Raw genomic sequence first — 26,374 nt, 5'->3', positions numbered from 1 at the left:
GAGGACCCGGCGGCTTCAGCCGCCGTCGGCCCAGCGGGTGCGGTAAAGATCGAAGCGACGGTCGCGCAGGTTGCGCACCGAGCCTTGCGCGCGCGCCCACTGCACGGTCGCCAGGTTGAGATCGGCCACCGTGATCATTTCCACGTTCTCGCTGGCTTCCGCCGCGATGCCGTCGCGCGCGAAGGGAAAGTCGCAGGGCGTGAACACGGCCGACTGGGCATACTGGATGTCGAGGTTGGAGACATTGTCCAGGTTGCCGACCATGCCCGACGTTACCACGTAGCTCTGGTTCTCGATGGCGCGCGCCTGGCAGCAGTAGCGCACCCGCAGGTAGCCGTGCCGCGTGTCGGTGTTGAAGGGCACGAACAGGATGCGCGCGCCCTGGTCGGTCAGCCGCCGCGCGATCTCGGGAAATTCCGAATCGTAGCAGATCATCACCCCGACCGGGCCGCAGTCCGTCTCGATCACGTCCACGCCGTCGCCGCCCTGCACGTTCCATGATTCGCGCTCGTCCGGCGTCGGGTGGATCTTCTCGCGCACGTGCACCGAGCCGTCGCGCAGGAAGACATGGCAGACGTTGCGGATCTCGCCGTCATCGTCGAGCACCGGGTGCGAACCGCCGATGATGTTGATCGCCCGCTGGATGGCCATCCGGCGCATCCGCTCCACCAGCGCCTCCGTGTGCTCCGCCGCCCGGCGGATCGCGGGTTCCGGCGCCAGTTCCTCGGCCTCGACCGAAAGCAGTTGCAGCGAGAAATATTCGGGGAAGACGACGAAATCGGCGCCGTAGTCGGAGGCGACGGTCACGAAATAGTCGACCGCCTTGTAGAACTCCTCCGTGTCCGACAGCGTGCGCGCCAGCATCTGCACCGTGGCCACGCGCACGATTTCGGGGTTGGTACGCGTCACCGGCTGGTTCTCGATGCTCTCGTGCAGGTAGGGATTGCGCCAGACCATGAGCACCGCATGGCCGCCGGACGGCGTGTCGTCGGGATTGTAGTTCCTGAGCGCCATCACCGGCTCGAAGCCGGCGCGCATCTGGAAGCTCATCACCTGGTCGCGGATGTCGCCGGCAATCACCGCGTCGACATAGGCCTGCGGATCGGGGAACTGCCGCCGGCGCCGTGCGAAGCCGGGCAGGCGGCCGCCGAAGGCGATGCCCTTCAGGCCGAGTTCCGTGCACAGCCGCTCGCGTGCCTGGTAGAGGCGCTTGCCGATGCGCAGCCGCCGGTAGTCCGGGTGGACCATCACCTCCATGCCGTAGAGCCAGTCGCCGCCGGCGAAATGCTGGCTGGCATAACCCCCGCCGGTGACCTCCGACCAGCTGTGCTGGCGAAGGATGCGCGATTCGCGCAGGATCAGCGACGCCGCGTAGCCGACGACGACACCCTCGTAGAGTGCGACAAATTGACCATCGGGAAACGCGTTGATGTGGCCGCGGATCATGCCGGGCGTGTAGGAGGTCTCATGCGGGTAGACGCGGCCGCACAGGGCGATGATTCCCTCGATGTCCGCCTTGGTCGCATTGCGGACTTCAAGCGCCGGCCTGCTCGTATCGGTCATGGAAAAAACCCCTCGCCACTTGTGAAAAACCCCGCAGGCCGGAGAATGTTCCCGGCCCCGGTCGCACGGCCCGGCAGAGGGGCGCCTGTCCTACATCCGTTCGATGACGGCCGGTTCGCCCGCGGGCTTCGGCGCCGTCGAAGCCGCCGCCAGGATGGCCGGCACGATCTCCGCCACCTCCGCGATCACCATCGGCTGCACGCGGTTCGCCGTGTGGATGAAGCCCTCGGCCTTCATGTGATCCATCATCTCGATCATCGGGCCCCAGTAACCGCCGATATTGCCGAAAACCATGGGTTTGGTGTGATGTCCGAGCTGCGCCCAGGTCATCATCTCGACGATTTCCTCCACCGTGCCAATGCCGCCGGGCATGGCCACGAAGGCGTCGGAACGCTGGAAAAGCGCATGTTTGCGCTCGTGCATCGTCTCGGTGACGATGAGTTCGTCGAGGTTGTTGCCGGCCGCTTCCGGCGCTTCCTTGCGCATCAGGAACCGCGGGATGATCCCGCTCACCTTGCCGCCGCCGGCGATCGCGCCCTCGGCGACCGCGCCCATGATGCCGCGCGTGCCGCCGCCGTAGACCAGCCGCAGGCCGGCGGCCGCGATGGCCTGGCCAAGCTGAAATCCGGCCTCGCGATAGATTTCCCTGGCTCCGTCGGAGGAACCGCAATAAACGCAAATCGAAGAGATCTTGGTCATGGCCTGTTTTTGTCTGTCACCGCGCGGGTGGTCAAGAGCGGGAGGTGTGCAGCGCACCGTGTTTCTTGAGACATGGCGCGATTGGGTCTAAAAGAACGCGATTGACAAGCTTAAAGGTGATTGGGGCATGATTCCGGTCAAGGTCGCACAGTGGGCAGGTGTGGCGGTGGTGGTCATAGGGACCGCGGCCGTCGCATATGTGTCCGGATACAGCCCGTTCAGCGGGCCAGGGAAGACCGGCGGCGAGGCCGGCGCTCCGGCCGTGCCGTCGGCGGACAGGACGCAACCGGCCGGGAAAGCCGCCACGGATACCGCCACGGATACCGCCCCGGCGACCGGCAGCGACACGGCCGCGCCGGCCGTTGCGTCGAAGACCGGAGAGCCGGCCACGGCGGACGTGGTCGCACCCTCCTTCGGCATTCTGAGGGTCGAGCCGGACGGATCGCTCGTGGTGGCCGGATCGGCCGGCTCGGAAGCCGGCGTGGAACTGATTTCCGGAACGCGCAAGCTGGGCGAGACGAAGGCCGGCCGGGAAGGCGATTTCGCCATTGTTCTCGACCAGCCGCTGAAGCCCGGCGATTACCAGCTCGTGCTGCGCTCCACCGAGCGTGACGGCCGTGCCGCGACGTCGGTCGAAACCGCCGTTGTCGCCGTGCCGGAAACGAAGGACGGCCAGGTACTGGCCCTCGTCGAGCAGCCCGGCAAGCCAAGCCGCCTGATCACCACCCCGTCCGCGCCCGCCGAAGACGGCAAGCCCGCCGAGAAGGCCGCTGGAGACGCGACGCCCGCCGCCGCGGACACGCCGGCGCCCGCCACCGATGAGACCAGGGCGCCTGCCGAGATCGCGACGGCGGACGGGACTGCACCTGCCGCGTCGGCGACGGACGGCAAGGACCAGGCCGCCCCGGCTGCAGGAACCGCCGTGGACGCCAGCGCGGCCGTGGAGCCCGCGACGAAGGCGGCAGAGGCCGATGGCGCCACCATGGCCGCCGCGGACAAGCAGGAACAGGCACCGGCCGCCGGCACGGACGAACCCGCCGCCGCCGAAGGGAAACCGGAGGACAAGCCGGTCGAGACCGCCATGGTCGACCCGAAGGACGCTGCCGCTCCGGCCGCGGCCGGGCCGCAAAAGGCGCCCGCCGAAACCGCTGCCAAGGCGGTCGAAAAGCTCCTTGTGGTCGTCGAGGCGGTCGAGATCGAGGGCCGCAACGTCTTCGTCGCCGGTTTGGCCACGGGCGGCAAGCGCGTGCGGGTCTACGCCAACGACATCCTGCTCGGCGATGCCATCGTCTCCGACGGCGGCCGTTTCCTCGTCGAGGCGACGCGGGACCTGCCCGTCGGCGATTACATCATCCGCGCCGATCTTCTCGACGTGAATAACGCCGATGTCGTTGCGCGCGCCGCGGTGCCGTTCCAGCGCCAGGCGGGCGAATCGGTTGCCGCCGTGGCTCCCGCAGCCGGGCAGGGCGACGTGCCGGCGCAGACGCCCGTCGCGCAATCCGCGCCCGGAACACCCGCGCCCGCGCAGTCCGGCGAGGGCCAGGACCAGGCGCCCGGAACGGCAATGGTTGAGGGCGACAAGCCGGCGTTCGCCGGCGAAGCCCCGGCAACGGCCGTGGACACAGGGACCGCCATGGCCTCCGACGGCGGCGACGCCACCATGCCGCCCGCCGTGTCGGAGGCCGTCGCCACCACTGCGCCCGCCCTGGAGGCGACGCAGGGGTCGGTCATCATCCGCCGCGGCGATACGCTCTGGCAGATCTCGCGGCGCGTCTACGGCCGTGGCGTCCGCTTCTCCACCATCTACCTTGCCAACCAGGAACAGATTTCCGATCCGAACCGCATCTGGCCCGGTCAGGTCTTCCGCGTCCCCGGCGAGACGCCGGAAGGCGAGGCGGCCGACATGAGCACGGTGGAATCGCCGCCCGCGGCCGAGGCGGCGTCCGAACCGGCGCGCCAGATCGACTGACAGCTCCTCTCCTCACGAAGGGAATTTCCGCGACCCCCTTGCGCAAGCCATGATCATCGTTTATCGCCGATGAACGATGAAGAAAGCTGATCGCGCCGCCGTCCTGGATGTTCCCGCCCTCTCGACCGAGGGCGATGACGCCATGGCCCGCCGCCTCGCGGCGCTTGCGCATCCCGCCCGCCTGCGCATCCTGAGGCGTCTGGCCTGCGCCGATGCCTGCTGCTGCAAGGATGTGGTCGCCACCACCGGCCTCGCCCAGTCCACCGTTTCTCAGCATCTCAAGGTGCTGGTGGAGGCGGGCTTCGTGGCCTATGAGCCGGATGCCCAGCGCTCGCGCTATTCGCTCGACCGCCGCGCGCTGGCCATGGTCCGGCAGGATGTCGATCTGCTTCTGGCCGGCTGCAGTGCCGGTTCCACCTGTTCCTGAAAAGGATTGTTTCGTCTTGGCAAAGACCGTTTCCGCCGACTCCGGCTCCACCGTCGATACCATCCGCAACCTGTGGCCCTACATGTGGCCCTCGGGCCGGCCGGACCTGAAGATGCGCGTCGTCTGGGCGGCGCTCTTCCTCGTGGTCGCCAAGCTGGTCCTCATCCTTGTGCCCTATTTCTTCAAGTGGGCGACCGATGCGCTGAACGGCCAGGGCAATGATCTCCCGGCCGCCATGCCGGCCTTCCTGCTGGCGCCGGTGGCGCTGGTGCTCGCCTACAACATCGCCCGTGTCGGCCAGCAGGGCTTCAACCAGTTGCGCGACGCGCTGTTTGCCCGCGTCAGCCAGTATGCCGTGCGCCAGCTCGCCCACCGCACCTTCGTGCACATGCACAAGCTGTCGCTGCGTTTCCATCTGGAGCGGCGCACAGGCGGCCTGTCGCGCATCATCGAGCGCGGCACCAAGGGCATCGAGACGATCGTCCGCTTCACCATCCTGAACACCGCGCCCACCATCATCGAGTTCGGCCTGACAGCGGTCATCTTCGCGGTCACCTACGGCTGGCAGTATGTCGCCATCGTCGCCCTCACGGTGGCGGTCTACACCTGGTTCACGGTCAAGGCCTCCGACTGGCGCATCCAGATCCGCCGCGAGATGAACGATTCCGACACCGACGCCAACACCAAGGCGATCGACTCGCTCCTGAACTACGAGACCGTCAAGTATTTCAACAACGAGGCCATGGAGGCCGAGCGTTTCGACCGCTCCATGGCCCGCTACGAGAAGGCGGCGACGCAGACCTGGACCTCGCTCGGCTGGCTCAACTTCGGCCAGGGCGTTATCTTCGGCATCGGCATGGCCGTGGCCATGGTTCTCTCCGCGATGGAGGTGCAGGCCGGCACCCAGACGCTGGGCGATTTCGTCTTCATCAACGCCATGCTGATCCAGCTCGCCATCCCGCTGAACTTCATCGGCTTCATCTACCGGGAAATCCGCCAGGGCCTGACCGACATCGAGCAGATGTTCGACCTGCTCGACGTCCGGGCCGAGGTAACCGACAAGCCGGGCGCCGTGCCGCTGGCCGTCGATGCGGGGACCATCCGCTTCGACGATGTCCATTTTTCCTATGACAAGGAACGCGACATCCTGAAGGGCATTTCCTTCGAGGTGCCGGCCGGCGAGACCGTGGCCATCGTCGGCCCGTCGGGCGCCGGCAAGTCCACCATTTCGCGCCTCCTGTTCCGCTTCTACGACGTCAAGTCGGGCGCCATCATGATCGATGGCCAGGACGTGCGCGAGGTCACGCAGGAAAGCCTGCGCGCCTCCATCGGCATGGTGCCGCAGGACACGGTGCTCTTCAACGACACCATTGCCTACAACATCCGCTACGGCTGCCCGGACGCCGGCGAGGAAGAGGTGCGCCGGGCCGCCGAACTCGCGCAGATATCGGGCTTCATCGAGAAGCTGCCGGAGGGCTACAAGGCCATGGTCGGCGAACGCGGGCTGAAGCTGTCCGGCGGCGAGAAGCAGCGCGTCGCCATCGCCCGCACCATCCTCAAGGCGCCGCCCATCCTCATCCTCGACGAGGCGACCTCGGCGCTCGATACCCATACCGAGCAGGAAATCCAGTCGGCGCTCGACCTCGTTTCGCGCGGCCGCACCACGCTGGTCATCGCCCACCGCCTGTCGACCGTCATCGGCGCCGATTCCATCATCGTGCTGCGTGACGGCCTGATCGCGGAACAGGGCACCCACCGCGAACTGCTGGCCAGAAAGGGCCTCTACGCCGACATGTGGGACCGCCAGCGCGAGGCGACCGAGGCCGAGGAACGCCTGCGCCGCGCCCGCGAGGAAGACGACATGGGCGTCGTCGTCCGCGTCCGCCCGGCCGAGGTGTGAGGGCAGGGCGGCGTCATTGCCCGCAATGACGACCATGTGCGGCCAGGATGCGGCGCCTTCCTTCTCCCCTCGTGGGAGATGGTGGATCGCAGCGCAGCGCCGAGACGGATGAGGGGCCTTGAGGACGACCGCATATCGTCTCCCTGCTCGGGCGCCTGCGGTCGTCGGATAGCCGCCGCGGCTTGTGATCGCCAAAGGTCACACCCACATTGCCGTTTGCCCCCGCGCGGCCGCATCGTGTATGGGTTGCGGGCAAAGACAAGCTGAAAGACCGAAAGCCCCCATGAGCCTCGCCGACACCATTTCCAGGACCTTCGTTCCCATCCGCCGGGAGGGCTGGCCCTTCATCGCCGGCTTCTTCGTGGTCGCGCTGGTCCTCGGCGCCTTGTGGGAGCCGCTGTTCTGGATCGGCCTGGCGCTGACCTGCTGGTGCGCCTATTTCTTCCGCGACCCCGACCGCGTGGTGCCGCAGGACGACGACCTGGTGATCTCGCCGGCCGACGGCGTGGTCTCGGCGGTCGGCCAGGCGGTGCCGCCGCCGGAACTCGGCCTTGGCGACGCGCCGCGCCTGCGCGTGTCGGTGTTCATGAACGTCTTTTCCGTCCACGTGAACCGCGCGCCGGTGCGCGGCCGCATCACCACCGTGCGCCACAGGCACGGCCAGTTCCTCAATGCCGAACTGGACAAGGCCAGCGAGCTGAACGAGCGCAACGGCCTGGTGATCGACGGCCCCCATGGCGCCATCGCCGCCGTCCAGGTGGCCGGCCTCGTGGCGCGGCGCATTCTCTGCTGGGCAGGCGAGGGTGAGGACATCCGCGCCGGCGAGCGCTTCGGCCTGATCCGCTTCGGCAGCCGCGTCGACGTCTACCTGCCGGAGGGCTATACCCTGCGCGTGGCGCTGGGCCAGACGGCCATTGCCGGCGAATCCGTGCTGGCCGAGTTCAACGCCGCCCGGCCGGCCGCCATGACGCGGACCGATTGACGTGCCCATGGACGCCTTCCCGCCTTTCGACCCCAATGGCGCCCCCGAGGAAGACAACGGCGCCGATGCCCGCGGTCCGCGCCTGCGCGAGATCCCGCTGCGCATGGTCTGGCCGAACCTCATCACCACGCTGGCCATCTGCGCCGGGCTGACCGGCGTCCGCTTCGCCATCGAGGGCGAGTTCCAGAAATCGGTCATGCTGGTTCTGCTGGCCGCCTTCCTCGACGGCATCGACGGGCGCATCGCGCGCATGCTCAAGGCGTCGTCGAAATTCGGCATGCAGATGGATTCGCTGGCCGACATCGTCAATTTCGGCGTCGTGCCGGCCCTCGTCATCTGGCTCTATTTCCTTGGCCTCGCGCCGCAGGTCGGCTGGATCGCCGCGCTGATCTACGCGATCGCCTGCGCATTGCGCCTGGCCCGCTTCAACGTCATGTCGGAAAATCCCGGCCGCGCCAAATGGCAGGGCGAGTATTTCGTCGGCGTGCCCGCCCCGGCGGGCGCGCTTCTCGTGCTGCTGCCGGTCTACCTCGGCCTTGCCGGCTTCGAGCCCGGCAAGGCGTCGGCCTATTTCTTCTCCGCCTACACGGTCTGCATCGCCTTCCTGCTCGTTTCGCGCCTGCCCGTCTGGTCCGGCAAGGCGCTGGGCCTGAAGGTGCCGCGCACCGCCGTCATCCCGATCATCCTTCTCGTGGCGCTGGCCATCATGCTGCTGGCGGCTTTCACCTTCGAGATGCTGATCCTTGTCGCCATCGCCTACCTGGTGGCCCTGCCGGTCTCCGCCATGGCCTATCGCCGGCGCGAGAAGCGCGAACTGGCGGCAGCGCACGACAGGAATGCCACACCGTCCGCGCCCTGATCCGCGGGGCCGGGGCCTCCATCAGGCGCCGTCCTTCGGCTTCTCGTCAAGACCGAGTTTCTCGAGCGCGATGGCGCGCGCGCCGGCATAGTCGGTCTTGCCCGACCCCAGCACGGGTATGTCGCCCACCTTGACGATGTCGTTGGGCACCATCAGGTCGGCGGCCCCGGCATGGCGGCCAAACTCGCGCAGTTTCTCCGCGTCGGCCTGGGTCGCCGTCGTCACCAGCACGATACGCTCGCCCTTGCGCTTGTCCGGCACGGAAACGGCGGCATGGCGCTCCTCCGGCCAGAGCGATTGAACCAGCATTTCCACCGCGCCGAGCGACACCATCTCGCCGGCGATCTTGGCAAACCGCTTGGCGCGCCCCTTCACGGCGACGAAGCCGTCGCGGTCGATGGCCACGATATCGCCGCTGTCGTGCCAGCCGTCGGCGAGCGGCTGCAATTCCCCCGGCCGCTTCGCGGTCAGGTAGCCCTGCATCAGGTTCGGCCCCTTCAGCCACAGCCGTCCGCCGACGGGAATGCCGTCCACCGGTTCCAGCCGCGCCTCGATGCCGGGCAGCAGGCGCCCCACGGTGGAAAGCCGGCCGTGCGTGTGCGAATTGACCGCCACCACGGGCGCGGCTTCGGTCATGCCGAACCCTTCCAGCACCTGCGCGCCGAAGCGCTCGCGCCAGACCCGCTCGGTTTCCGGCTTCACCGCTTCGGCGCCGGCCACGACCATGCGCAGCGAGGCGAAATCGCTGTCGCGGGCCGTGCGTGCATAGCCGTTCAGGAAGGTGTCTGTGCCGAACATGATGGTCGGCTTCACCTTGGCCACGGCCTGCGGGATGAGCTTGTAATGCAGCGGCGAGGGATAGAGGAAGAGATCGACGCCGCCCAGCATGGGCAGGATCGTACCGCCGGTCAGGCCGAAGGAATGGAAGACGGGCAGCACGTTGAACAGCCGGTCGGCGGGCGAGAAGTCGATCCGCGCGGCGATCTGGGCGACGTTGGCGAGGATGTTGCGATGGGACAGCACCACGCCCTTCGGCGTGCCCTCCGAGCCCGAGGTGAACAGGATGACGGCCGGGTCATCGGCCTGCGCCCGGACCGGCGGACGCGCCCAGCACACCGCGCCGAGAAGCTTCTCCGGCCAGGTGATGCTGTCGCGGATGTCTTCGAGCCAGGCGATCTGCGCGCCGGCCGCATGGATCGCCTCGACCACCGCGCCAAGGTCGGCCTTCTCGACGAAGGCTTTCGAACTGATCACCGTGCCGATGCCGGCCGCGCGGATGGCCGAGGCCACGTTGGCCGGACCGGCGGTGTAATTGATCATCGCCGCCGGGCGCCCCGTGCCCTGGATGGCGAAGAAGGCGACGGCCACGCCATTGGCGTTCGGCAGCATGAGGCCGACCGGCTTGCCCGGTTTCGCAAGCCGGATAAAGCGGCGCGCCAGCACGCGCGCGCCGACCATGACGCGCTTGCGGGTGAGCGACCCTGTCAGCGGATCGGAGAGCGCCTGGCCGTTCGGCCCGAACCGCCGCACGGCCGCGACCATGCTGTCATAAAGCGTGGAACTGGTGGCGGCATTGGCCACGAAGCGGGCATCGGCAATGCGGTCGAAAAAGGCATTGGTCGCCGTCGTCGTGCCGAGCGGCCCGCGTGCCATGAGCTGCTCCATGGTCATCGGCGGCAGCGCGTGGATTGCCAGCGGCTGCAGGCGATGGCGGGGCGCCTGCTCCGCGGCGATGAGGGACGAGGGCAGGTGGCGCGCCCCGTCGATAACGACCGGCACCACCGAGGCGCCGGAGCGAAGCGCGATCCGGGCCACCGCCCGGTACAGCCGCAGCGTCTTGCGGTCGGGCTCGATGGCCGGCGGCAGGTAGACCGCCAGGCGTCCATTGCCCTTCAGGTGCCGCACCAGCCGCCGCGACACGAAGACATGCTCGGCCTTGAAGACGATGGTGCGGGCCAGCGCCCGGTAGGGCTCCATCCAGCCGGCCTGCGCGGTATCCTGGTCGAGAATGTGCAGCGTGTCGTCCGGCAGCGTGGCCAGCATGATGGCCGGATCGATGCGTGACTGGTGCAGGACGGCATAGACCACCGGGGCCGGTGCACCCGTCGCCACCGCGAGCCGGCTGTCGTCGAGACGCCAGATCAGCTTGAACGGCATGACCCAGAACGCCTGCGCCAGCGAGCCGGTCCCGCCAAGCCATTGGACGAGAACGGCGATTGCATAGGCAACCACGGCAATGGCTAGGACCATCCCGGCAAGGGCCATGCGCTTCTCCTCCGCTCGCATCGGACAGGGTCATCGGTCCGACCGGTCCTGAACCGGGAGCGTAACGCAGGATCAGCCAAGGTCAATTGGCACGATGGGCTGGCAGCGGTCCGGTCAGTCCGGACGATGGTAGTCCAGGAAGCGGCCCTGCGGTACGTCGAACAGCTTGCCGGTGACCGTCAGGGCCGGGTCGCCGAGAGGAACGATGGCCCGCGCCACGCCGTCGGGCGAGGGCAGCGTATCGGGATCCTCGCCCGGCATTGCCTGCGCGCGCATCGCGGTGCGCGTGGCGCCGGGGTTCACGCTGTTGACCCTGAGCGCCATGTTTTCGGTCTCGTGCGCCCAGGACCGCGCCAGCGCCTCCACGGCCGCCTTGGAGGCGGCATAGGGGCCCCAGAAGGCCCGGCAGCTGTGCGCCGCGCCGGACGACAGGATGATTGCGCGGCCGGCGTCGGAAAGGCGCAGCAGCGGGTCCGTGGAGCGAATCAGCCGCCATGTCGCCGTCACGTTGATTGCCATTACCTTGTCGAACACCCTGGTCTCGACGTGGCCGATGGGCGAAATGCTGCCGAGCACGCCGGCATTGGCCGCCAGGATATCCAGCTTGCCCCAGCGCTCGAAGATCGTGCCGCCGAGCCGGTCGATCGCCGGGTAGTCGGTCACGTCGAGCGGCACCAGCGTTGCCGAGCCGCCGCCCGCCCGGATCTCGTCGTCCAGTTCCTCCAGCCCGCCCTGGGTCCGGGCGACCGCGATGACATGCGCGCCGGCAGCAGCGAAGTGCTTTGCCAGGAAATAGCCGATGCCGCGGGAAGCACCGGTGACGAGGGCCAGCCGGCCGGAAAGGTCGGGAAGATCGGTCATGGAAACGCTTGTCAGTTGTTGGCGGCCAGGACGGAGAGCTGGCGCACGTTGTCGGAGCCTTCGTGGTCGGTCAGGCGCGTGGGATAGTCGGTGGTGAAGCAGGCATCGCAGAACTGCGGCGCCTCGCCGTTGCGTGCTGCTTCCCCGACCGCGCGGTACAGGCCGTCGATGGTCAGGAAGCCGAGCGAATCGACGCGGATGAAGTTGGCCATCTCGGCAATCGACATGCGCGACGCCAGCAGCTTGGCCGTTTCCGGCGTGTCGACGCCGTAGAAACAGGAGGCCCGGGTGGGCGGCGAGGCGATGCGCATGTGCACCTCCTTGGCGCCCGCATCGCGGACCATCTGCACGATCTTCTGGCTCGTGGTGCCGCGCACGATGGAATCGTCGACGAGCACGACGCGCTTGCCCTCGATCATGCTGCGGTTGGGATTGTGCTTCAGCTTGACGCCCATGTGGCGGATCGAATCGGTCGGCTGGATGAAGGTCCGCCCGACGTAGTGGTTGCGGATGATGCCGAGTTCGAACGGCAGGCCCGCTTCCTGGGCATAGCCGATGGCCGCCGGGACGCCGGAATCGGGCACCGGCACCACCAGGTCGGCCTCCACCGGGTTCTCGCGCGCCAGTTCCACGCCGATATGCTTGCGCACGCCATAGACGTTGCGGCCCTCGACCGAGGAATCCGGCCGCGCGAAATAGACATATTCGAAGATGCAGAAGCGCGACGAGGCGGTCTCGAACGGGAAATGGCTCTCGATGCCCTTGTCGGTGACGACGACCATCTCGCCGGGCTTGACGTCGCGCACGTAGCGCGCGCCGATGATATCCAGCGCGCAGGTCTCCGAGGCCAGGATATAGGCGCCGTCGAGGTCGCCGAGCACCAGCGGGCGGATGCCGAGCGGATCCCGGCAGCCGACCATCTTCTTGTTGGAGATGGCCACCAGCGCGAACGCGCCTTCGAGCCGCCGCACGGCATCGATGAACTTGTTGTTGAAACCCTTCTCCTGGCTCATGGCGACGAGGTGGAGAATGGTCTCGGTATCCGAGGTCGAGGTGAAGATGGCACCCTGTTTCTGGAGCTGCCGCTGCACCGTCATGGCATTGGTGATGTTGCCGTTGTGCGCCACGGCGAACCCGCCCTCGGCGAGTTCCGCGAAAAGCGGCTGCACGTTGCGCAGGCCGGCCCCGCCCGTCGTCGAGTAGCGGACATGGCCGATCGCGCGGTGGCCGCGCAGCCGGTCGATGACCGCCTGCTTGGTGAACGTGTCGCCGACCAGGCCGATATGCCGCTCGACATGGAACTGCGAGCCGTCGAAGGAGACGATGCCGGCCGCTTCCTGGCCGCGATGCTGCAGGGCATGCAGGCCGAGCGTCACGATCGCGGCGGCATCCTGCCGGCCGTAGATGCCGAAGACGCCGCATTCGTCGCGAAAGGCATCGGCTTCGTTGTCGAACGGGGCGTCGGAAACCGGGTTGTGATCCGCGTCTGCCATGATCTGCGGCCTTTCTGCCAGTGAAAATACGTCGGAGCCCGCCGGGTCATGCCGCTGGCAGGGCTCTGTCGTGGCTGTGCAACGCCGGCCGGTCAGGTGTTGTCCTGTCCGTCCGCGGGTGCTTCGTCAGTGCCCGATCCGGGCGACAGCCGCTTGAGGATCGAGTTCTCCGGATCGTCCGGCAGCAGCGACTGGATCTTGCCGCCAACGGCTTCCAGCATCGGCCTGGACTTGGCGTTGGCCACCCAGGCCGGCGGGTTGTTGGCGACCAGCCAGTTGAAGAACATCAGGCCGACGGCCACCACGAGAACGCCGCGCGCCGCACCGTAGACGAAGCCCAGCGTCCGGTCGAGCGGACCGACGCGGCTGTCGATGATGAAATCGGCGATCTTCATGGTGATGACCGTGACGATGATCAGCGCGATGAAGAAGACGATCGCTGCCGCGCCGGCCATGGCGATCTTTTCATTGCTGATATAGGGCCGCAGGAAGGGCGTGACGAGCGGAAAGAAGAAATAGGCCGCTGCGCCGGCCGCCACCCACGAGGCGATGGACAGCACCTCGCGGGAAAAACCGCGGACCATCGCCAGGATCGCCGAAACCAGAGTGAACGCGATCAGCACGCCGTCGAGAATGGTGATGGGCATGTGCTTTCAGACCCTTGTGCCAGCGCGACCGCGCCTCAATCCCTTTCACGTCCGTCCGTTGGCCTGCGCATCTCCGGCGATCCGCGCCACCAGTTCGACCAGCGTCTTCGGCTGGAACGCGCTCATCGAGGACGGCATCCCAGCGTCTTCGCCACCGGACGGCATGACGGACTGGCCGAACCCCAGCTTCTCGGCTTCCTTGAGCCTTTGTGCTGCATGGCCAACCGGTCTGACTGCCCCGGACAGACTGATTTCGCCGAAATAGACGCTATTGGCGGGAAGGGCAAGACCGACAAGCGACGAAACCAGTGCCGCGGCCACGGCAAGATCGGCCGCGGGCTCGGAAATCCGGTAGCCGCCGGCAACATTCAGGTAGACGTCGTGCTGCGAGAAGCGCACCCCGCAATGGGCCTCGAGGACGGCGAGCACCATCGACAGGCGCGAGGAGTCCCAGCCGACGACGGCGCGCCGCGGCGTGCCGAGCGGGGAGGGCGCCACCAGGGCCTGAATCTCGACGAGCACCGGGCGCGTGCCCTCGATCCCGGCGAACACCGCCGCCCCGGGGGAACTGGCGGAGCGTTCGCCGAGGAACAGCTCCGACGGGTTGGCCACTTCCGACAGGCCGCGGTCGCCCATGGAGAAGACGCCGATCTCGTCGGTCGCGCCGAACCGGTTCTTCACCGTGCGCAGGATGCGGTGCTGGTGCCCGCCTTCGCCCTCGAAATAGAGCACGCCGTCGACCATGTGCTCGACGACACGCGGGCCCGCGATCTGGCCTTCCTTGGTGACGTGACCGACGAGCACGACCGCCGCGCCGGTGGACTTGGCATAGCGGATCATCGCCTGTGCCGAGGCCCGCACCTGGGTGACGGTGCCGGGCGCCGATTCGGCCAGGTCCGTCCACAGCGTCTGCACCGAATCGAGGATCACGAAATCCGGCCGGGGGCCCTGTTCGAGCGTTGCCAGGATGTCCTCGACATTGGTTTCGGCCGCCAGTTCCACCGCCGAATCCGCCGCGCCGAGGCGCTGCGCCCTCAGGCGCACCTGCGCCACCGCTTCCTCGCCGGAGACATAGATGACGCGGTTGTTCCGCCGTGCCAGCGCGGCTGCCGCCTGCATCAGCAGCGTGGACTTGCCGATCCCCGGGTCGCCGCCGACCAGCAGGGCCGACCCGCGCACGAAGCCGCCGCCGGTCACCCGGTCGAGCTCCGCGATGCCGGTGGCAATGCGCGGCGCATCCTCGATTTCGCCGGAAAGCGTCGTCAGCGCCACCGGCTTGCCCTTGCGCACCGAGCGCAGGGCCTGCGGCCCGCCGCCCACGCCGCCGCCCTGGCTGCCTTCCTCGATCAGCGTGTTCCACTCGCCGCAGCCGTCGCATTTCCCGCCCCAGCGGGGATGCACCGTGCCGCAGGCCGTGCAGACGAACTGTGTCTTGACCCGTGCCATGCGCCGTCCAGATGTTCCACTTATGTTCCATCTGCCAGATCGGCCGTCAGGCGTCAACCGCGACGCGGCGGTCTTCACGGGAAAACGCAGGCCCGGCCCGGCCGTGAAGCCGGACCGGACCTGCCGGCACCGGTCGGGAGGCTAGTTGGAAATGCGGATCACCTCGGGCGCGACGCGCTTGATCTCCTCGGCGATGATTTTCGCCGCCTGCGTGTTGCCTTCGGCAAGGCTGCCGCCATAGGCGTAGTGGTCCCACCTGGTCACGGTGTCCCAGCCGGTGCCGGTGTTCCGGCCGAAGCTGATCAGGATCTTGCGCTTCTGGTTGATGACCGCCGGGTCCATCCACAGGGCCTCGAAGTCAGACCAGGTCCGCGGGGTGGTCGCGGAAACGTCGTTCGAGGCGGAGGTGAGCGGCTGCATGGTCGCATCGGTCCAGAACGCGATGACCGGCACGACGCTGACATAGGCCACGTCGCCGCTGGCTGGCGGTTCCTCGCCAAGCTGCCGGATGGCGGTGCTGGCGGGGATGTTGAAGAACTCCCGGGATTCCGCGGAATCGACCTTGTACCAGTCGGCCCGGATGCCTTCGTTGAGGCATGGCTCGGCAAGTTCAGGCCCGTCGCCGCCGCCTGCCGCCCGCTGCGAACCGAGATAATGGGCCAGCTCGGTGTTCTGGGTGACGCTGTTCAGTCTCGTGCTCGGGTTCGGATTGAGGTCGATGAAATCGGGCCGTGCGAGGAAGGCGGGATAGAACTTGGGGTCGCGCGTGGTCGGCACGAGGTAGTTGGTGTAGTAGTTGTAGTAGAGGCTGGGTCTGTACCACCAGTACTGCACCCGTTGCGTGTCCCATGTATCGCGGTAGAAGATCGGGCGTACGCGGACCTTCACCGTTTCGTCCCCGGGCGGCAGGCCGATGGCATCGCGCAGGTCCGTGTTGAACGTGCCCGCGCTTTTTGTGACGCCGTCCAGGGTGTTCTGCATGGATCCCGTCGCGTCGATGCACATGACGATGTCGATGACGAAGTACCGCTTGTCGGTATCCAGCTTCGTCTTCCCCTCGACCTTGAAGTCGAAACTCGTCTTGTTGAGGATGAGCGCAAAGGTCGCCGGGTTCGAAAAGGAGACCTGGGCCGATGCTGTCTTGGTGGCCGCATCATACGTCAGCGTCAGGTCTTCCTCGTTCAGCGTGAAGTCGGAATTGCCGTACATCACCTGCGAGAAGTTCGCGGAATAGTCCTGAATGAAGGCCGCCTTCAGGAAGGGCATCATGAAGAACACCGGCGTGCGGCCACTCATGGCCTTCGCCTTGGCGGACACGGCCAGCAGCGCGCCATCGAGCGACGCCTGCATCATCCCCTTGATCCGCGACTGGTCGGCGGTTTCAAGCGTGATGGCCACGGACAGCGCCAGGACCGGCATGATCACCGCCGCGGCCGGACCGATGCTTCCCTTCCGGCTTTCACGGAAACGGCGCCACATGCCAACTAAATCAAAAGTACCTAATATAGACACCGATACCCCCATAGATTGCACACGTGGCAATCGATAGCAGCGGCGGTCTAAGAAATGGTCGCGCGGGTTGCTAAAGCTTGTTTCAAACTCTCAGCGTGTGCCGCCGCGGAGGTGACACATCGCCCGAATTCCGTGATCAGCCGCCGACATGCCGGCGGTGGTAGCGCGCGCCGAGACTGGTGAGCAGCTCGTAGCCGATGGTGCCCGCCGCCCGCGCCGCGTCATCCAGCGGGATCGTTCCGCCGAACAGCTCGATCCATTCGGCGCCCGCGATCCCGGCATCGGGAACATCGGTGATGTCGAACAGCGTCAGGTCCATGGTCACCCGCCCGACCACGGGAACGCGGTGACCGGCGAGCGCGCCGTGAAAACCGCCCGCGACGCTGCCGCGCAGCGGCACGCCGGCACCCGATCCGGCGCGGTGATAGCCGTCGGCATAGCCGGCGCCGCAGACCGCCACCAGGCTGTCGCGCTCCAGCGCCTGCGCCGCGCCGTAGGAGACGGGCTCGCCCGCGCGCACGCGGCGCACCTGCAGGATGCGCGCCTCCGCCCTGACGACCGCGCGCATCGGGTTTGCCATGCCGCTGGCCGCTTCGCCGCCATAAAGGGCGATACCCGGCCGGGTCAGCTCGAAATGGTAATCGGAGCCGAGAAAAACGCCGGCCGAGTTGGCCAGGCTTGATTCGATGTCTCCGAAAGCGCTGCGAACCCGTTGAAAGGTGTCCAGTTGCTGCCGGTTGAGCGGATGGTCGCGCTGGTCGGCGCAGGCCAGGTGGCTCATCAGCAGGATGGGCGTGACGAGATGATCGCGCGCATTGCGGTCGGCGAAGGCCAGCGCTTCGGCTTCCGACAGGCCAAGCCGGTTCATGCCCGTGTCGACATGGATGGCGCAGGGCCGGCGGGATCCGCGCGCCTTCCAGTAGCCCGCCCAGAGATCAATCTGGTCCAGCGAATTGAGGATCGGCACCGCGCCGGCCTCGGCCACCACGGCCGCGCTCTCCTCGTCGAAGATCCCCGACAGCACGAACACCTGGGCGCCCGGCAGCACGCGCTTCAGGCGCACCGCCTCTTCGGGCACGGCCACGAAGAAGGTCTCGCATCCGGCCCCGGCCAGCGCTGTGCCGGCCTGCTCCAGCCCCGTGCCATAGGCATCCGCCTTGACGACGGCGGCGGCATTGGCCTGGCCGGACCACTCGGCGAGCAGCCGGTAGTTCCATGCCAGCGCGTCGAGATCGACGGTCAGGCGGGCCGTGGCGATGCGCGGATCGGCGGACGGCAGGCTCACTCGAAGCGCTCCGGCAGCCGGTCCTCCTCGGCCAGGTCGGAGAAGCGCGTGAACTGGCCCTCGAAGGCGAGTTCGACGGTGCCCGTCGGGCCGTGGCGCTGCTTGGCGATGATCATTTCCGCCTTGCCCTTCACGCGCTCGAATTTCTCCAGCCAGGTGGCATGTTCCGCCGTGCCTTCCTCCGGCTCGCGGTTCTGCATGTAGTATTCGTCGCGGTAGACGAAGAGCACCACGTCGGCGTCCTGCTCGATGGAGCCCGATTCGCGCAGGTCCGCCAGCTGCGGGCGCTTGTCGTCGCGCGCTTCCACCTGGCGCGACAGCTGCGACAGCGCAATGATCGGAACGTTGAGTTCCTTGGCCAGCGCCTTCAGCCCCGTGGTGATCTCGGTGATCTCCTGCACGCGGTTCTGACTCGATTTCGACGAGCCCTGCATCAGCTGGACGTAGTCGATCACGATGACGTCGAGCCCCCGCTGGCGCTTCAGCCGCCGCGCCCGCGCCGTCAGCTGGGCGATCGAGATGCCGCCCGTCTGGTCGATGTAGAGCGGCACCCGCTGCAGCATTTCCGAGCAGGCCACCAGCTTCTCGAAATCCGTCTCGGTGATCTCGCCGCGGCGGATCTTGGACGACGAGATTTCCGTCTGTTCGGAGATGATACGCGTGGCGAGCTGCTCGGCCGACATTTCCAGGCTGAAGAAGCCGACCACGCCGCCGCGCTCCGCCTTGACCGACCCGTCGGCCTGTTCGGCCGGTTCGTAGGCCGCCGCCACGTTGAAGGCGATGTTGGTGGCCAGCGACGTCTTGCCCATGGCAGGACGCCCGGCCAGGATGATGAGGTCGGAGGGCTGCAGGCCGCCGAGCCGCCGGTCGATGTCGCGGAAGCCGGTCGAGATGCCCGACAGGTGGCCCTCGCGCTGGTAGGCCGCCCCGGCCATGTCGACGGCCGTCTTGACCGCGTCGGTGAAGCTCTGGAAACCGCCATCGTAGCGCCCGGTCTCGGCCAGTTCGAACAGCCGCCGCTCGGCATCCTCGATCTGCTCCTGCGGCGCCATGTCCACCGGCGCGTCGAAGGCGATGTTGACCATGTCCTCGCCGATGGTGATCAGCGCGCGCCGGGTCGCCAGGTCGTAGATTGCCCGGCCGTAGTCCTCGGCGTTGATGATCGTCACGGCCTCGGCCGCCAGCCGCGCCAGGTAGTGGGCGACGGTCATGTCGCCGACGCGCTCCTCCGCCGGCAGGAAGGTCTTGAGCGTCACCGGGTTGGCGGACTTGCCCATGCGGATCAGTTCGCCGGCGGTCTCGAAGATCTTGCGGTGCAGCGCCTCGTAGAAATGCACCGGCTTGAGGAAGTCGGAGACCCGGTAGAACGCGTCGTTGTTGACCAGGATGGCGCCGAGCAGCGCCTGTTCGGCCTCGATGTTGTTGGGAGCCTCGCGGTAGAGCGCGTTGTCCTTGCTGTCGAGTTTGCGTGCCGCCTCGGCCATTGGTCCTGCCTCGTCTTTCCACCCTGCCAGGGTCCCGGTTTAGACGTCCTGTCAGCCCGCGCAAGCCGCATCCGGCGGCTTTCGCTTCCCGGGCGGCTTACCCACGTTACTCACAGGCTGGGGATAACTATTCGCCCCCCGGCCGCCCCGCCGCCTTGACAGGTCGCGGGGCCGAATCGGGCCGTTCATTATCGGCCATGGCAGGCGAAAGAAAAGCGCCCGGCCGCGGGGACCGGGCGCTTTCGCGGTCTGTCTGCCAGGGGCAGGATCAGGCGTTGTCTTCGCCTTCCTCGGCCGAAGCCTCGCCTTCCTCGTAGCCTTCTTCCTCGTCGCCGGTGAAGAACTCGTCCGGACGGGCGGCGTCGTTGATGTCCTCGCCGTAGATGGCCTCGGCGGAGGTGAGGTCCTCACCGCGGGCCTGGCGCTCGGCCTCGTCGGTCGAACGGGCGACGTTGAGCGTCACCGTGACCTCGACTTCCGGGTGCAGGGCGATGACGACGTCGCTGAGGCCGATCGCCTTGATCGGCTGGTTCAGGTTGACCATGTTGCGGCCGACCGCGAAGCCTTCGCCGGCCAGGATCTCGGCGACGTCGCGCGCGGCGACCGAACCGTAGAGCTGGCCCGTCTCACCGGCGGCGCGAACCACGATGAACGACTTGCCGTCGAGGCCTTCGGCGATCGTGGAGGCTTCCGCCTTGCGTTCGTTGTTGCGGGCTTCCAGCTGGGCGCGCTCGGCCTCGAAACGGGCCTTGTTGGCGGCGTTGGCGCGCAGCGCCTTGCCCTGCGGCAGCAGGAAGTTGCGGGCAAAGCCGTCCTTGACCTTCACGGTGTCGCCCATGTGGCCGAGCTTCGCGATGCGTTCGAGCAGGATGACGTCCATTGGTGTTTCCTTTCGTTGGATCCGGAGTGTTCAGGGAAGGGGTGGTGGACCGCCGGCATCCGAAATGCCTGCCGGGCGGCGCGTGTCGGTCAGCCCTGCCATCGCGAAGATCAGCAGGACGGGAATGAAGAACAGGGCGGCGAGATAGGCCGCGCCCAGCGCGGCGGGCCGCCACGGCTTGCCCATCGAGCGCTCGTGCAGCATGGCGAACCCGGCCATCATGAAGCCGGCCGCCATGGCGCCCGAGACCGCCGAGCCGATATGGCCGAGGCCGCCGCTCGCCAGCGTCAGCAGCATCGCCACCGCGAAGACGGGCAGTGCGGCGCGCGGCATGCGCAGCGCCATCGGCCAGGCGTCATGGGGGCGTTTCAGCTGTCCCGCACGGTTGGCAAGCGCCAGCGCGGTGTAGAGGTTGGCGACCAGCACGCACATCCACACGAAGGGCAGTTGCGCCGGCAGAAGCGCGGTCATCATCGCCGCAAGCTCGCTCATCTGGTCGCTGGTCAGCTGCATCTGCGGATCGGCCTGCTGCATCGCTTCCATCAGGCGGGCAGTCAGCTCGGTTCCGAAAGCATCGCCGTAGCCGTGGATGATGCCGGTGACGATGAACCCGGCGGCAATCGCCAGGCCGGTGTAGAAAAGGATGTCGGCGAGCGGAAACCACACCAGCTTGCCGGCCGGTCCGCCGACTTCCTCGGCCGGGCGGGCGAGGTTGGCCAGTTGCGCCGCCAGAACGGAGGGAACGACGATGATCGCGGCGACGACCGCCGCGCCGATCAGACCGGCCATGGCGCCAACGACGACGACCGTCGTCAGCGCGGCGGCAAGGCCGGAAATGGCGCCGAAGCCGAGCGCGGCCAGCATCAGCGGCAGGGGAGAGAGCATGAACAGGAACGCCATGCCGCCGCTCATCGCTGCCGAGAGCGCCGCGGTTGCAAGGCCGGCCAGGATGCCGGCGCCAATGGCGATGGTCTGTCTGTTCATTCGCTTGCTGTCCTGCTTGTTCAAGCAGTTAGGGGACGCGGTCCCCAACCCGGGTTTGTCGTGGCGTCCGCGTGCCGTTCACGCGGGGCCTTCTGGTCTGGTGCTGCGGGGCCGGCAACCGGGGTCGCCGGCCCTGCGAATGCGGTCTGCTTACTTCACCACGTAGGGCAGCAGGCCCAAGAAGCGGGCGCGCTTGATCGCACGGGCGAGTTCGCGCTGCTTCTTCTGGCTGACGGCCGTGATGCGGGACGGCACGATCTTGCCGCGCTCGGAAATGTAGCGCTGCAGGAGCTTGATGTCCTTGTAGTCGATCTTCGGCGCATTGGCACCGGAGAACGGGCAGGTCTTGCGGCGACGGTGGAACGGACGCCGGGTCGGGATCTGGTTGATGTCGACCATGATCGGTTCTCCTTAGTTGTCGCGGCGCGGGCCGCGGTCGCCACGGTCACCGCGATCGCCACGGTCACCACGATCGCCACGGTCACCACGATCGCCGCGCGGACCGCGATCGCCACGGTCACCACGCGGACCGCGCTCGTCGCGGCGGGTCATCATGGCCGACGGGCCGTCTTCGTGTTCTTCGACGCGCACGGTCATGTAACGCAGCACGTCTTCCGACAGGCGCTGCATGCGCTCGATCTCGTTGATCGCCTCGGCCGGGGCCTCGATGTTGATCAGCGTGTAGTAGGCCTTGCGGTTCTTGTTGATCCGGTAGGCCAGGGACTTCAGTCCCCAGTTCTCGATCCTGCCGAAGGACCCGCCAGCCTGCTCGACGATACCCTTGTACTGTTCGACAAGGGCGTCGACCTGCTGCTGCGAGAGGTCCTGACGGGCAAGGAACACATGTTCGTAAAGAGCCATTTGTCTCTGCCTTTCTTCCGTTTCCGTCTGCCGTCCATGGCGGCTAAGCCTCTGCGACTTTCCGGGAAATCCGCATGTGGCGGAGAAGAAAGGCGCGTGCGTGCGGTCGAGAGCGGAGACGGGAAGGGAGGCCGAAGACCGTTTGGCTTCTGCTTTGCCCCGTCAAAAGGACAAAACCCTCCGTTCAACCCCCGGCCATGACCGGCAGAACGGGGCGCTTATACAGCATTTCGCCCGATGCGCAAGCCCGGCCGCGGACAGCGCCGCGTCAATTGTTTTCCGGATCGGTTTCCGCGTGCCAGGCAAGCCGTGCCGAGGCCACCGTCGCGGCCGTGGCGCCGATGGCGAACAGGCCGCCGATGACGAGCGTCGTGGTCTGCCCGAGATGAAGCAGCCCGCCGACCGCCCAGGCTGAAAGCGCTGCCGCCGCGTAGGCCTCCGTGGCGATGAACAGCGTCATGCCGACCACGCCCATGATGACTGCCGCGTTGACGACGCGGCGTTGCGGGAGAATGCCGGAAAGCGGGAATGCAGCCGTTTCGGGCATGGCTGCCGGCCCTGTGTCACGCATGCGCATGCGTTCATGTCCCCTGCCGCTGCCGGGAATGGAGCGGAGCGGGGCAAGCTCAGCGCCCCGATCGTGGCGGATTTGCGGCTGCCGGAACGCACCGCGGAACGGCCGTCCCGGAGCGCCGTGAACCGGCGCAATCGCAACCCGCCGCTTGACTTTCGCCGCACTCCTGCGCAACGAGGGCACTTGATCGAGCCGCGCAATCAAGAGATCAGGGAGCGACAACATCATGGCGATCGCCTTCATGTTTCCGGGCCAGGGCAGCCAGTCGGTGGGCATGGGCAAGGACCTGGCCGACGCTTTTCCGGAGGCGCGTGCCGTCTTCGACGAGGTCGACGAGGCGCTCGGCGAGAAGCTCTCGTCTGTCATGTGGGACGGGCCGGAAGAGACGCTGACGCTGACGGCCAATGCCCAGCCGGCGCTGATGGCGGTTTCCATGGCCGTCATGCGGGTCATGGAAGCCCGCGGTTTCTCGCTGAAGGACAAGGCGGCCTGCGTCGCCGGCCATTCGTTGGGCGAATATTCCGCGCTCTGTGCCGCCGGCATGTTTACCCTGGCCGATACCGCGCGGCTGCTGCGCATTCGCGGCAATGCCATGCAGGCGGCCGTTCCGGCCGGCGAGGGCGCCATGGCCGCCATCATCGGCCTGGAAGAGCCGGATGTCGCCGCCGTGTGTGACGAGGCGTCCGCCGCCGGCCCGTGCCAGATCGCCAATGACAATGGCGGCGGCCAGATCGTGATCTCCGGCGCCAAGGCCGCGGTCGAGAAGGCCGCCGGACTGGCCTCGGAGAAGGGGGCCAAGCGCGCCATCATGCTGCCGGTCTCCGCGCCGTTCCATTCCGCCATGATGACGCCTGCCGCCGACGCCATGCGCGAGGCGCTGGCCACGGTCGCCAAGGCGGCGCCGGTCGTTCCGGTCATCGCCAATGTCACCGTGTCGCCGCTGACCGATCCCGACGAGATCGCCGCCCGCCTCGTCGAACAGGTCACCGGCCGCGTGCGCTGGCGCGAGACCGTCCAGTGGTTCGCCGCCAACGGCATCGACACCGCCTACGAGATCGGCTCCGGCAAGGTCCTGACCGGCCTGGCGCGCCGCATCGACAAGTCCGTGTCCGGCATCGCCGTCAACACGCCCGCCGACATCGACACCGCGCTCGCCGCGCTGGCGTGATCGCCGCCCGCGACGCCCGCAACCCGAAAGGAAGACATCATGATCGACCTGACCGGCCGCAAGGCCCTCGTGACCGGCGCCACCGGTGGCATCGGCGAATCGATCGCCCGCCAGCTTCATGCCCTCGGCGCCACCGTCGGCCTTCATGGCACGCGTGTGGAGAAGCTGGACAGCCTCGCCGCCGATCTCGGCGACCGGGTCGTCGTGCTGCCGGCCAACCTGTCCGACCGTGATGCCGTCAAGGCGCTGGGCCAGAAGGCCGAGGCCGAGCTGGAAGGCGTCGACATCCTTGTCAACAACGCCGGCATCACCCGCGACGGGCTGTTCGTGCGCATGTCCGATGCCGACTGGGACGCGGTGCTGGAGGTCAACCTGACGGCGGTCTTCCGGCTGACCCGCGAGCTGACGCACCCGATGATGCGCCGCCGCTTCGGCCGCATCGTCAACATCACCTCCGTCGTCGGCGTGACCGGCAATCCCGGCCAGGCCAATTACTGCGCCTCCAAGGCCGGCATGATCGGCTTTTCCAAGTCGCTGGCCCAGGAGATTGCCAGCCGCAACGTCACCGTCAACTGCGTTGCGCCGGGGTTCATCGAATCCGACATGACCGAAAAGCTGAACGACAAGCAGAAGGACGCCATCATGGGCGCCATCCCGATGAAGCGCATGGGCAAGGGCGACGAGATCGCCTCGGCGGTCGCCTGGCTGGCCTCCGACGGCGCCGGCTACGTCACCGGCCAGACGATTCACGTCAATGGCGGCATGGCGATGATCTGAAACCGGCAAATTTGGCGGCAAGGGGGCAGGGCAAGCCCCGAAGAATTGGGTATTTCCCTCTGGTCCGCCATCTTTCAGCTTGATTACCGGCAGGCCTGCCGTTAACGAAGGCGCACCTTTTTTTAAACCAAGTCGAGGGTTCCGACATGAGCGATATCGCAGACCGCGTCAAGAAAATCGTCGTTGAGCATCTGGGCGTTGACGCCGACAAGGTCAACGAAGGCGCGTCCTTCATTGATGACCTGGGCGCTGACAGCCTGGACACCGTTGAGCTGGTCATGGCCTTCGAGGAAGAGTTCGGCGTGGAAATCCCGGACGATGCCGCCGAGACGATCCTGACCGTCGGCGACGCAGTCAAGTACATCGAGAAGGCCTCGGCCTGATCGCCAGTCGGGCGGCCCTTTCCGGCCGCCCCCGTGGCGCCTGTTTCCAGTCCCAGCGCTGAACCATTGGAGGGTCTCGCATGCGGCGAGTCGTTGTCACCGGTATCGGCCTGCTTTCGCCTTTCGGCGTCGGCGCGGAGCATACGTGGAAGCAGGTTCTTGCCGGGAAATCCGCGTGCCGCAAGGTCGATACGTTCCAGACCGACGACCTGGCATGCAAGATCGCCCACGTGATTCCGCGCGGCGATGGCTCCGGCAACACCTTCAATCCCGATGCGGTGCTCGAACCGAAAGAGCAGCGCAAGGTCGGGACCTTCATTCTCTATGGTATCGCGGCGGCGGAAGAGGCGATTGCCGACTCCGGCTGGAAGGCCGCGAGCTATGACGACCAGTGCGCCACCGGCGTCCTGATCGGCTCGGGCATCGGCGGTGTCGATGGCATTTCCGAAAGCACGCTGATCCTCGATGACCGGGGTCCGCGGCGCATTTCGCCCTTCTTCATTCCCGGCAACATCATCAACATGATCTCGGGACAGGTCTCGATCCGCCACGGCTTCAAGGGGCCGAATCACGCGGTCGTCACGGCCTGCTCCACGGGGGCCCACGCCATCGGCGATGCGGCCCGCCTGATCATGCTCGGCGATGCCGACGTCATGGTGGCCGGCGGAGCGGAAGCGCCCGTCACGCGCCTGTCGCTGGCTGGCTTTGCCGCCTGCAAGGCGCTGTCGACCAAGCGCAACGACGATCCCGAACACGCGTCGCGGCCCTATGATGCCGATCGCGATGGCTTCGTCATGGGCGAGGGGGCCGGCGTCGTGGTGCTCGAGGAACTCGAACACGCCAGGGCCCGTGGCGCCAAGATCTACGGCGAAGTGGTTGGCTATGGCCTGACCGGCGACGCCTATCACATCACCGCGCCCTCCGAGGACGGCGACGGCGCCTTCCGTTGCATGCAGGCGGCGCTGAAGCGGGCCGGCATCGCGCCCGCCGACATCGACTACATCAATGCCCACGGCACCTCGACCATGGCCGACGTGATCGAGCTGGCGGCGGTCGAGCGGGTGCTCGGCAATGCCGCGTCGAAGGTTTCGATGTCCTCCACCAAGTCCTCGATCGGCCACCTGCTCGGTGCCGCCGGTGCGGCCGAGGCGATCTTCTCGCTGCTCGCCATCCGCGACAACGTGGCCCCGCCGACGATCAACCTCGACACGCCTTCCGTCGAAACGGCGATCGACCTGGTGCCCAACAAGGCCCGCGAACGCCAGATCGACGTGGCGCTCTCCAATTCCTTCGGCTTTGGCGGCACCAACGCGTCGCTCGTCTTCCGCCGCTATGACGGCTGAGGCGAAATCCGC

The 26,374-nt window shown here is 67.3% G+C and carries 24 protein-coding genes; 9 read left to right on the top strand and 15 right to left on the bottom strand.

Features of this window, described 5'->3' with window-relative positions; translation table 11 throughout:
• Positions 1 to 15: 15 nt before the first annotated feature.
• Positions 16 to 1,563 (bottom strand): bifunctional GNAT family N-acetyltransferase/carbon-nitrogen hydrolase family protein, encoded by a 1,548-nt coding sequence (locus CSC94_RS06370; RefSeq protein ID WP_099304965.1) that lies wholly within the window; start codon positions 1,561 to 1,563, stop codon positions 16 to 18.
• Between the two features lie 90 nt (positions 1,564 to 1,653).
• The gene (locus tag CSC94_RS06365) at positions 1,654 to 2,262 is read right to left on the bottom strand and encodes an LOG family protein (RefSeq protein WP_099304963.1); all 609 of its coding nucleotides are present in this window, start codon (positions 2,260 to 2,262) and stop codon (positions 1,654 to 1,656) included.
• A gap of 127 nt (positions 2,263 to 2,389) precedes the next feature.
• On the opposite strand from CSC94_RS06365, the gene CSC94_RS06360 reads away from it, so the two are divergent.
• From CSC94_RS06360 to pssA, 5 genes are all read left to right on the top strand, one after another.
• Entirely contained in the window at positions 2,390 to 4,231 is a 1,842-nt protein-coding gene (locus CSC94_RS06360) for a LysM peptidoglycan-binding domain-containing protein (protein WP_099304961.1), read from the top strand.
• Between the two features lie 76 nt (positions 4,232 to 4,307).
• Positions 4,308 to 4,658 (top strand): ArsR/SmtB family transcription factor, encoded by a 351-nt coding sequence (locus CSC94_RS06355; protein ID WP_245408275.1) that lies wholly within the window; start codon positions 4,308 to 4,310, stop codon positions 4,656 to 4,658.
• Between the two features lie 16 nt (positions 4,659 to 4,674).
• A complete protein-coding gene (locus tag CSC94_RS06350) occupies positions 4,675 to 6,558 on the top strand; it encodes an ABCB family ABC transporter ATP-binding protein/permease (RefSeq protein ID WP_245408274.1) in 1,884 nt (627 codons plus the stop codon).
• Positions 6,559 to 6,799: 241 nt separating this feature from the next.
• Positions 6,800 to 7,540, top strand: a complete 741-nt coding sequence (locus CSC94_RS06345) for a phosphatidylserine decarboxylase (RefSeq protein WP_099304957.1) — start codon at positions 6,800 to 6,802, stop codon at positions 7,538 to 7,540.
• Positions 7,541 to 7,547: 7 nt separating this feature from the next.
• The gene (pssA, locus tag CSC94_RS06340; RefSeq protein ID WP_099304955.1) at positions 7,548 to 8,399 is read left to right on the top strand and encodes a CDP-diacylglycerol--serine O-phosphatidyltransferase; all 852 of its coding nucleotides are present in this window, start codon (positions 7,548 to 7,550) and stop codon (positions 8,397 to 8,399) included.
• A 21-nt stretch (positions 8,400 to 8,420) separates the two neighbouring features.
• Here pssA and CSC94_RS06335 read toward each other — a convergent pair whose 3' ends face one another.
• The 13 genes from CSC94_RS06335 to CSC94_RS06275 form a co-directional block, all read right to left on the bottom strand.
• Positions 8,421 to 10,664, bottom strand: coding sequence for an AMP-binding protein (locus CSC94_RS06335; protein ID WP_099304953.1), 2,244 nt, complete (start codon positions 10,662 to 10,664; stop codon positions 8,421 to 8,423).
• 114 nt (positions 10,665 to 10,778) lie between these two features.
• Positions 10,779 to 11,525 carry an SDR family NAD(P)-dependent oxidoreductase gene (locus CSC94_RS06330; RefSeq protein WP_099304951.1) on the bottom strand — a complete coding sequence of 249 codons (747 nt, stop codon included), beginning with the start codon at positions 11,523 to 11,525 and terminating at the stop codon, positions 10,779 to 10,781.
• Positions 11,526 to 11,536: 11 nt separating this feature from the next.
• Positions 11,537 to 13,018 (bottom strand): amidophosphoribosyltransferase, encoded by a 1,482-nt coding sequence (gene purF / locus CSC94_RS06325; protein ID WP_099304949.1) that lies wholly within the window; start codon positions 13,016 to 13,018, stop codon positions 11,537 to 11,539.
• Between the two features lie 92 nt (positions 13,019 to 13,110).
• On the bottom strand, positions 13,111 to 13,665 hold the full coding sequence (locus CSC94_RS06320; protein WP_099304947.1) for a CvpA family protein: 555 nt from the start codon (positions 13,663 to 13,665) through the stop codon (positions 13,111 to 13,113).
• Between the two features lie 45 nt (positions 13,666 to 13,710).
• Positions 13,711 to 15,111, bottom strand: a complete 1,401-nt coding sequence (radA, locus tag CSC94_RS06315; RefSeq protein ID WP_099304945.1) for a DNA repair protein RadA — start codon at positions 15,109 to 15,111, stop codon at positions 13,711 to 13,713.
• 141 nt (positions 15,112 to 15,252) lie between these two features.
• Positions 15,253 to 16,590 (bottom strand): hypothetical protein, encoded by a 1,338-nt coding sequence (locus CSC94_RS06310; protein WP_099304943.1) that lies wholly within the window; start codon positions 16,588 to 16,590, stop codon positions 15,253 to 15,255.
• A 169-nt stretch (positions 16,591 to 16,759) separates the two neighbouring features.
• Positions 16,760 to 17,908 carry an alanine racemase gene (gene alr / locus CSC94_RS06305; RefSeq protein WP_245408272.1) on the bottom strand — a complete coding sequence of 383 codons (1,149 nt, stop codon included), beginning with the start codon at positions 17,906 to 17,908 and terminating at the stop codon, positions 16,760 to 16,762.
• Entirely contained in the window at positions 17,905 to 19,392 is a 1,488-nt protein-coding gene (locus CSC94_RS06300; protein WP_099304941.1) for a replicative DNA helicase, read from the bottom strand. Before CSC94_RS06300 ends, alr begins: the two co-directional genes overlap by 4 nt.
• A 268-nt stretch (positions 19,393 to 19,660) precedes the next feature.
• Positions 19,661 to 20,272: a 50S ribosomal protein L9 gene (gene rplI, locus CSC94_RS06295; protein ID WP_099304939.1), complete on the bottom strand. Its 612-nt coding sequence runs from the start codon at positions 20,270 to 20,272 to the stop codon at positions 19,661 to 19,663.
• A 30-nt stretch (positions 20,273 to 20,302) separates the two neighbouring features.
• Positions 20,303 to 21,256 (bottom strand): DUF2232 domain-containing protein, encoded by a 954-nt coding sequence (locus CSC94_RS06290; RefSeq protein WP_099304937.1) that lies wholly within the window; start codon positions 21,254 to 21,256, stop codon positions 20,303 to 20,305.
• A 150-nt stretch (positions 21,257 to 21,406) separates the two neighbouring features.
• Positions 21,407 to 21,655 carry a 30S ribosomal protein S18 gene (rpsR, locus tag CSC94_RS06285; protein ID WP_009450256.1) on the bottom strand — a complete coding sequence of 83 codons (249 nt, stop codon included), beginning with the start codon at positions 21,653 to 21,655 and terminating at the stop codon, positions 21,407 to 21,409.
• A 12-nt stretch (positions 21,656 to 21,667) separates the two neighbouring features.
• Positions 21,668 to 22,117, bottom strand: a complete 450-nt coding sequence (gene rpsF, locus CSC94_RS06280; protein ID WP_099304935.1) for a 30S ribosomal protein S6 — start codon at positions 22,115 to 22,117, stop codon at positions 21,668 to 21,670.
• 268 nt (positions 22,118 to 22,385) lie between these two features.
• The gene (locus tag CSC94_RS06275; protein WP_099304933.1) at positions 22,386 to 22,694 is read right to left on the bottom strand and encodes a hypothetical protein; all 309 of its coding nucleotides are present in this window, start codon (positions 22,692 to 22,694) and stop codon (positions 22,386 to 22,388) included.
• Between the two features lie 223 nt (positions 22,695 to 22,917).
• Here CSC94_RS06275 and fabD point away from each other — a divergent pair, with 223 nt between their 5' ends.
• The 4 genes from fabD (at position 22,918) to fabF (ending at position 26,362) form a co-directional block, all read left to right on the top strand.
• The gene (fabD, locus tag CSC94_RS06270; protein ID WP_099304931.1) at positions 22,918 to 23,859 is read left to right on the top strand and encodes an ACP S-malonyltransferase; all 942 of its coding nucleotides are present in this window, start codon (positions 22,918 to 22,920) and stop codon (positions 23,857 to 23,859) included.
• 39 nt (positions 23,860 to 23,898) lie between these two features.
• Positions 23,899 to 24,636 carry a 3-oxoacyl-[acyl-carrier-protein] reductase gene (gene fabG / locus CSC94_RS06265; RefSeq protein ID WP_099304930.1) on the top strand — a complete coding sequence of 246 codons (738 nt, stop codon included), beginning with the start codon at positions 23,899 to 23,901 and terminating at the stop codon, positions 24,634 to 24,636.
• Positions 24,637 to 24,782: 146 nt separating this feature from the next.
• Positions 24,783 to 25,019, top strand: a complete 237-nt coding sequence (locus CSC94_RS06260; RefSeq protein ID WP_099304929.1) for an acyl carrier protein — start codon at positions 24,783 to 24,785, stop codon at positions 25,017 to 25,019.
• 80 nt (positions 25,020 to 25,099) lie between these two features.
• A complete protein-coding gene (gene fabF / locus CSC94_RS06255; protein ID WP_099304927.1) occupies positions 25,100 to 26,362 on the top strand; it encodes a beta-ketoacyl-ACP synthase II in 1,263 nt (420 codons plus the stop codon).
• The last annotated feature ends 12 nt before the right edge of the window (positions 26,363 to 26,374 follow it).

The sequence above is a fragment of the Zhengella mangrovi genome (genome assembly GCF_002727065.1).
In the GTDB taxonomy this organism is placed as follows: Bacteria; Pseudomonadota; Alphaproteobacteria; order Rhizobiales; family Rhizobiaceae; genus Zhengella; species Zhengella mangrovi.
The sequence above is the reverse complement of the archived record's forward strand: the minus strand, read 5'-3'. Positions and strand labels throughout refer to the sequence as shown.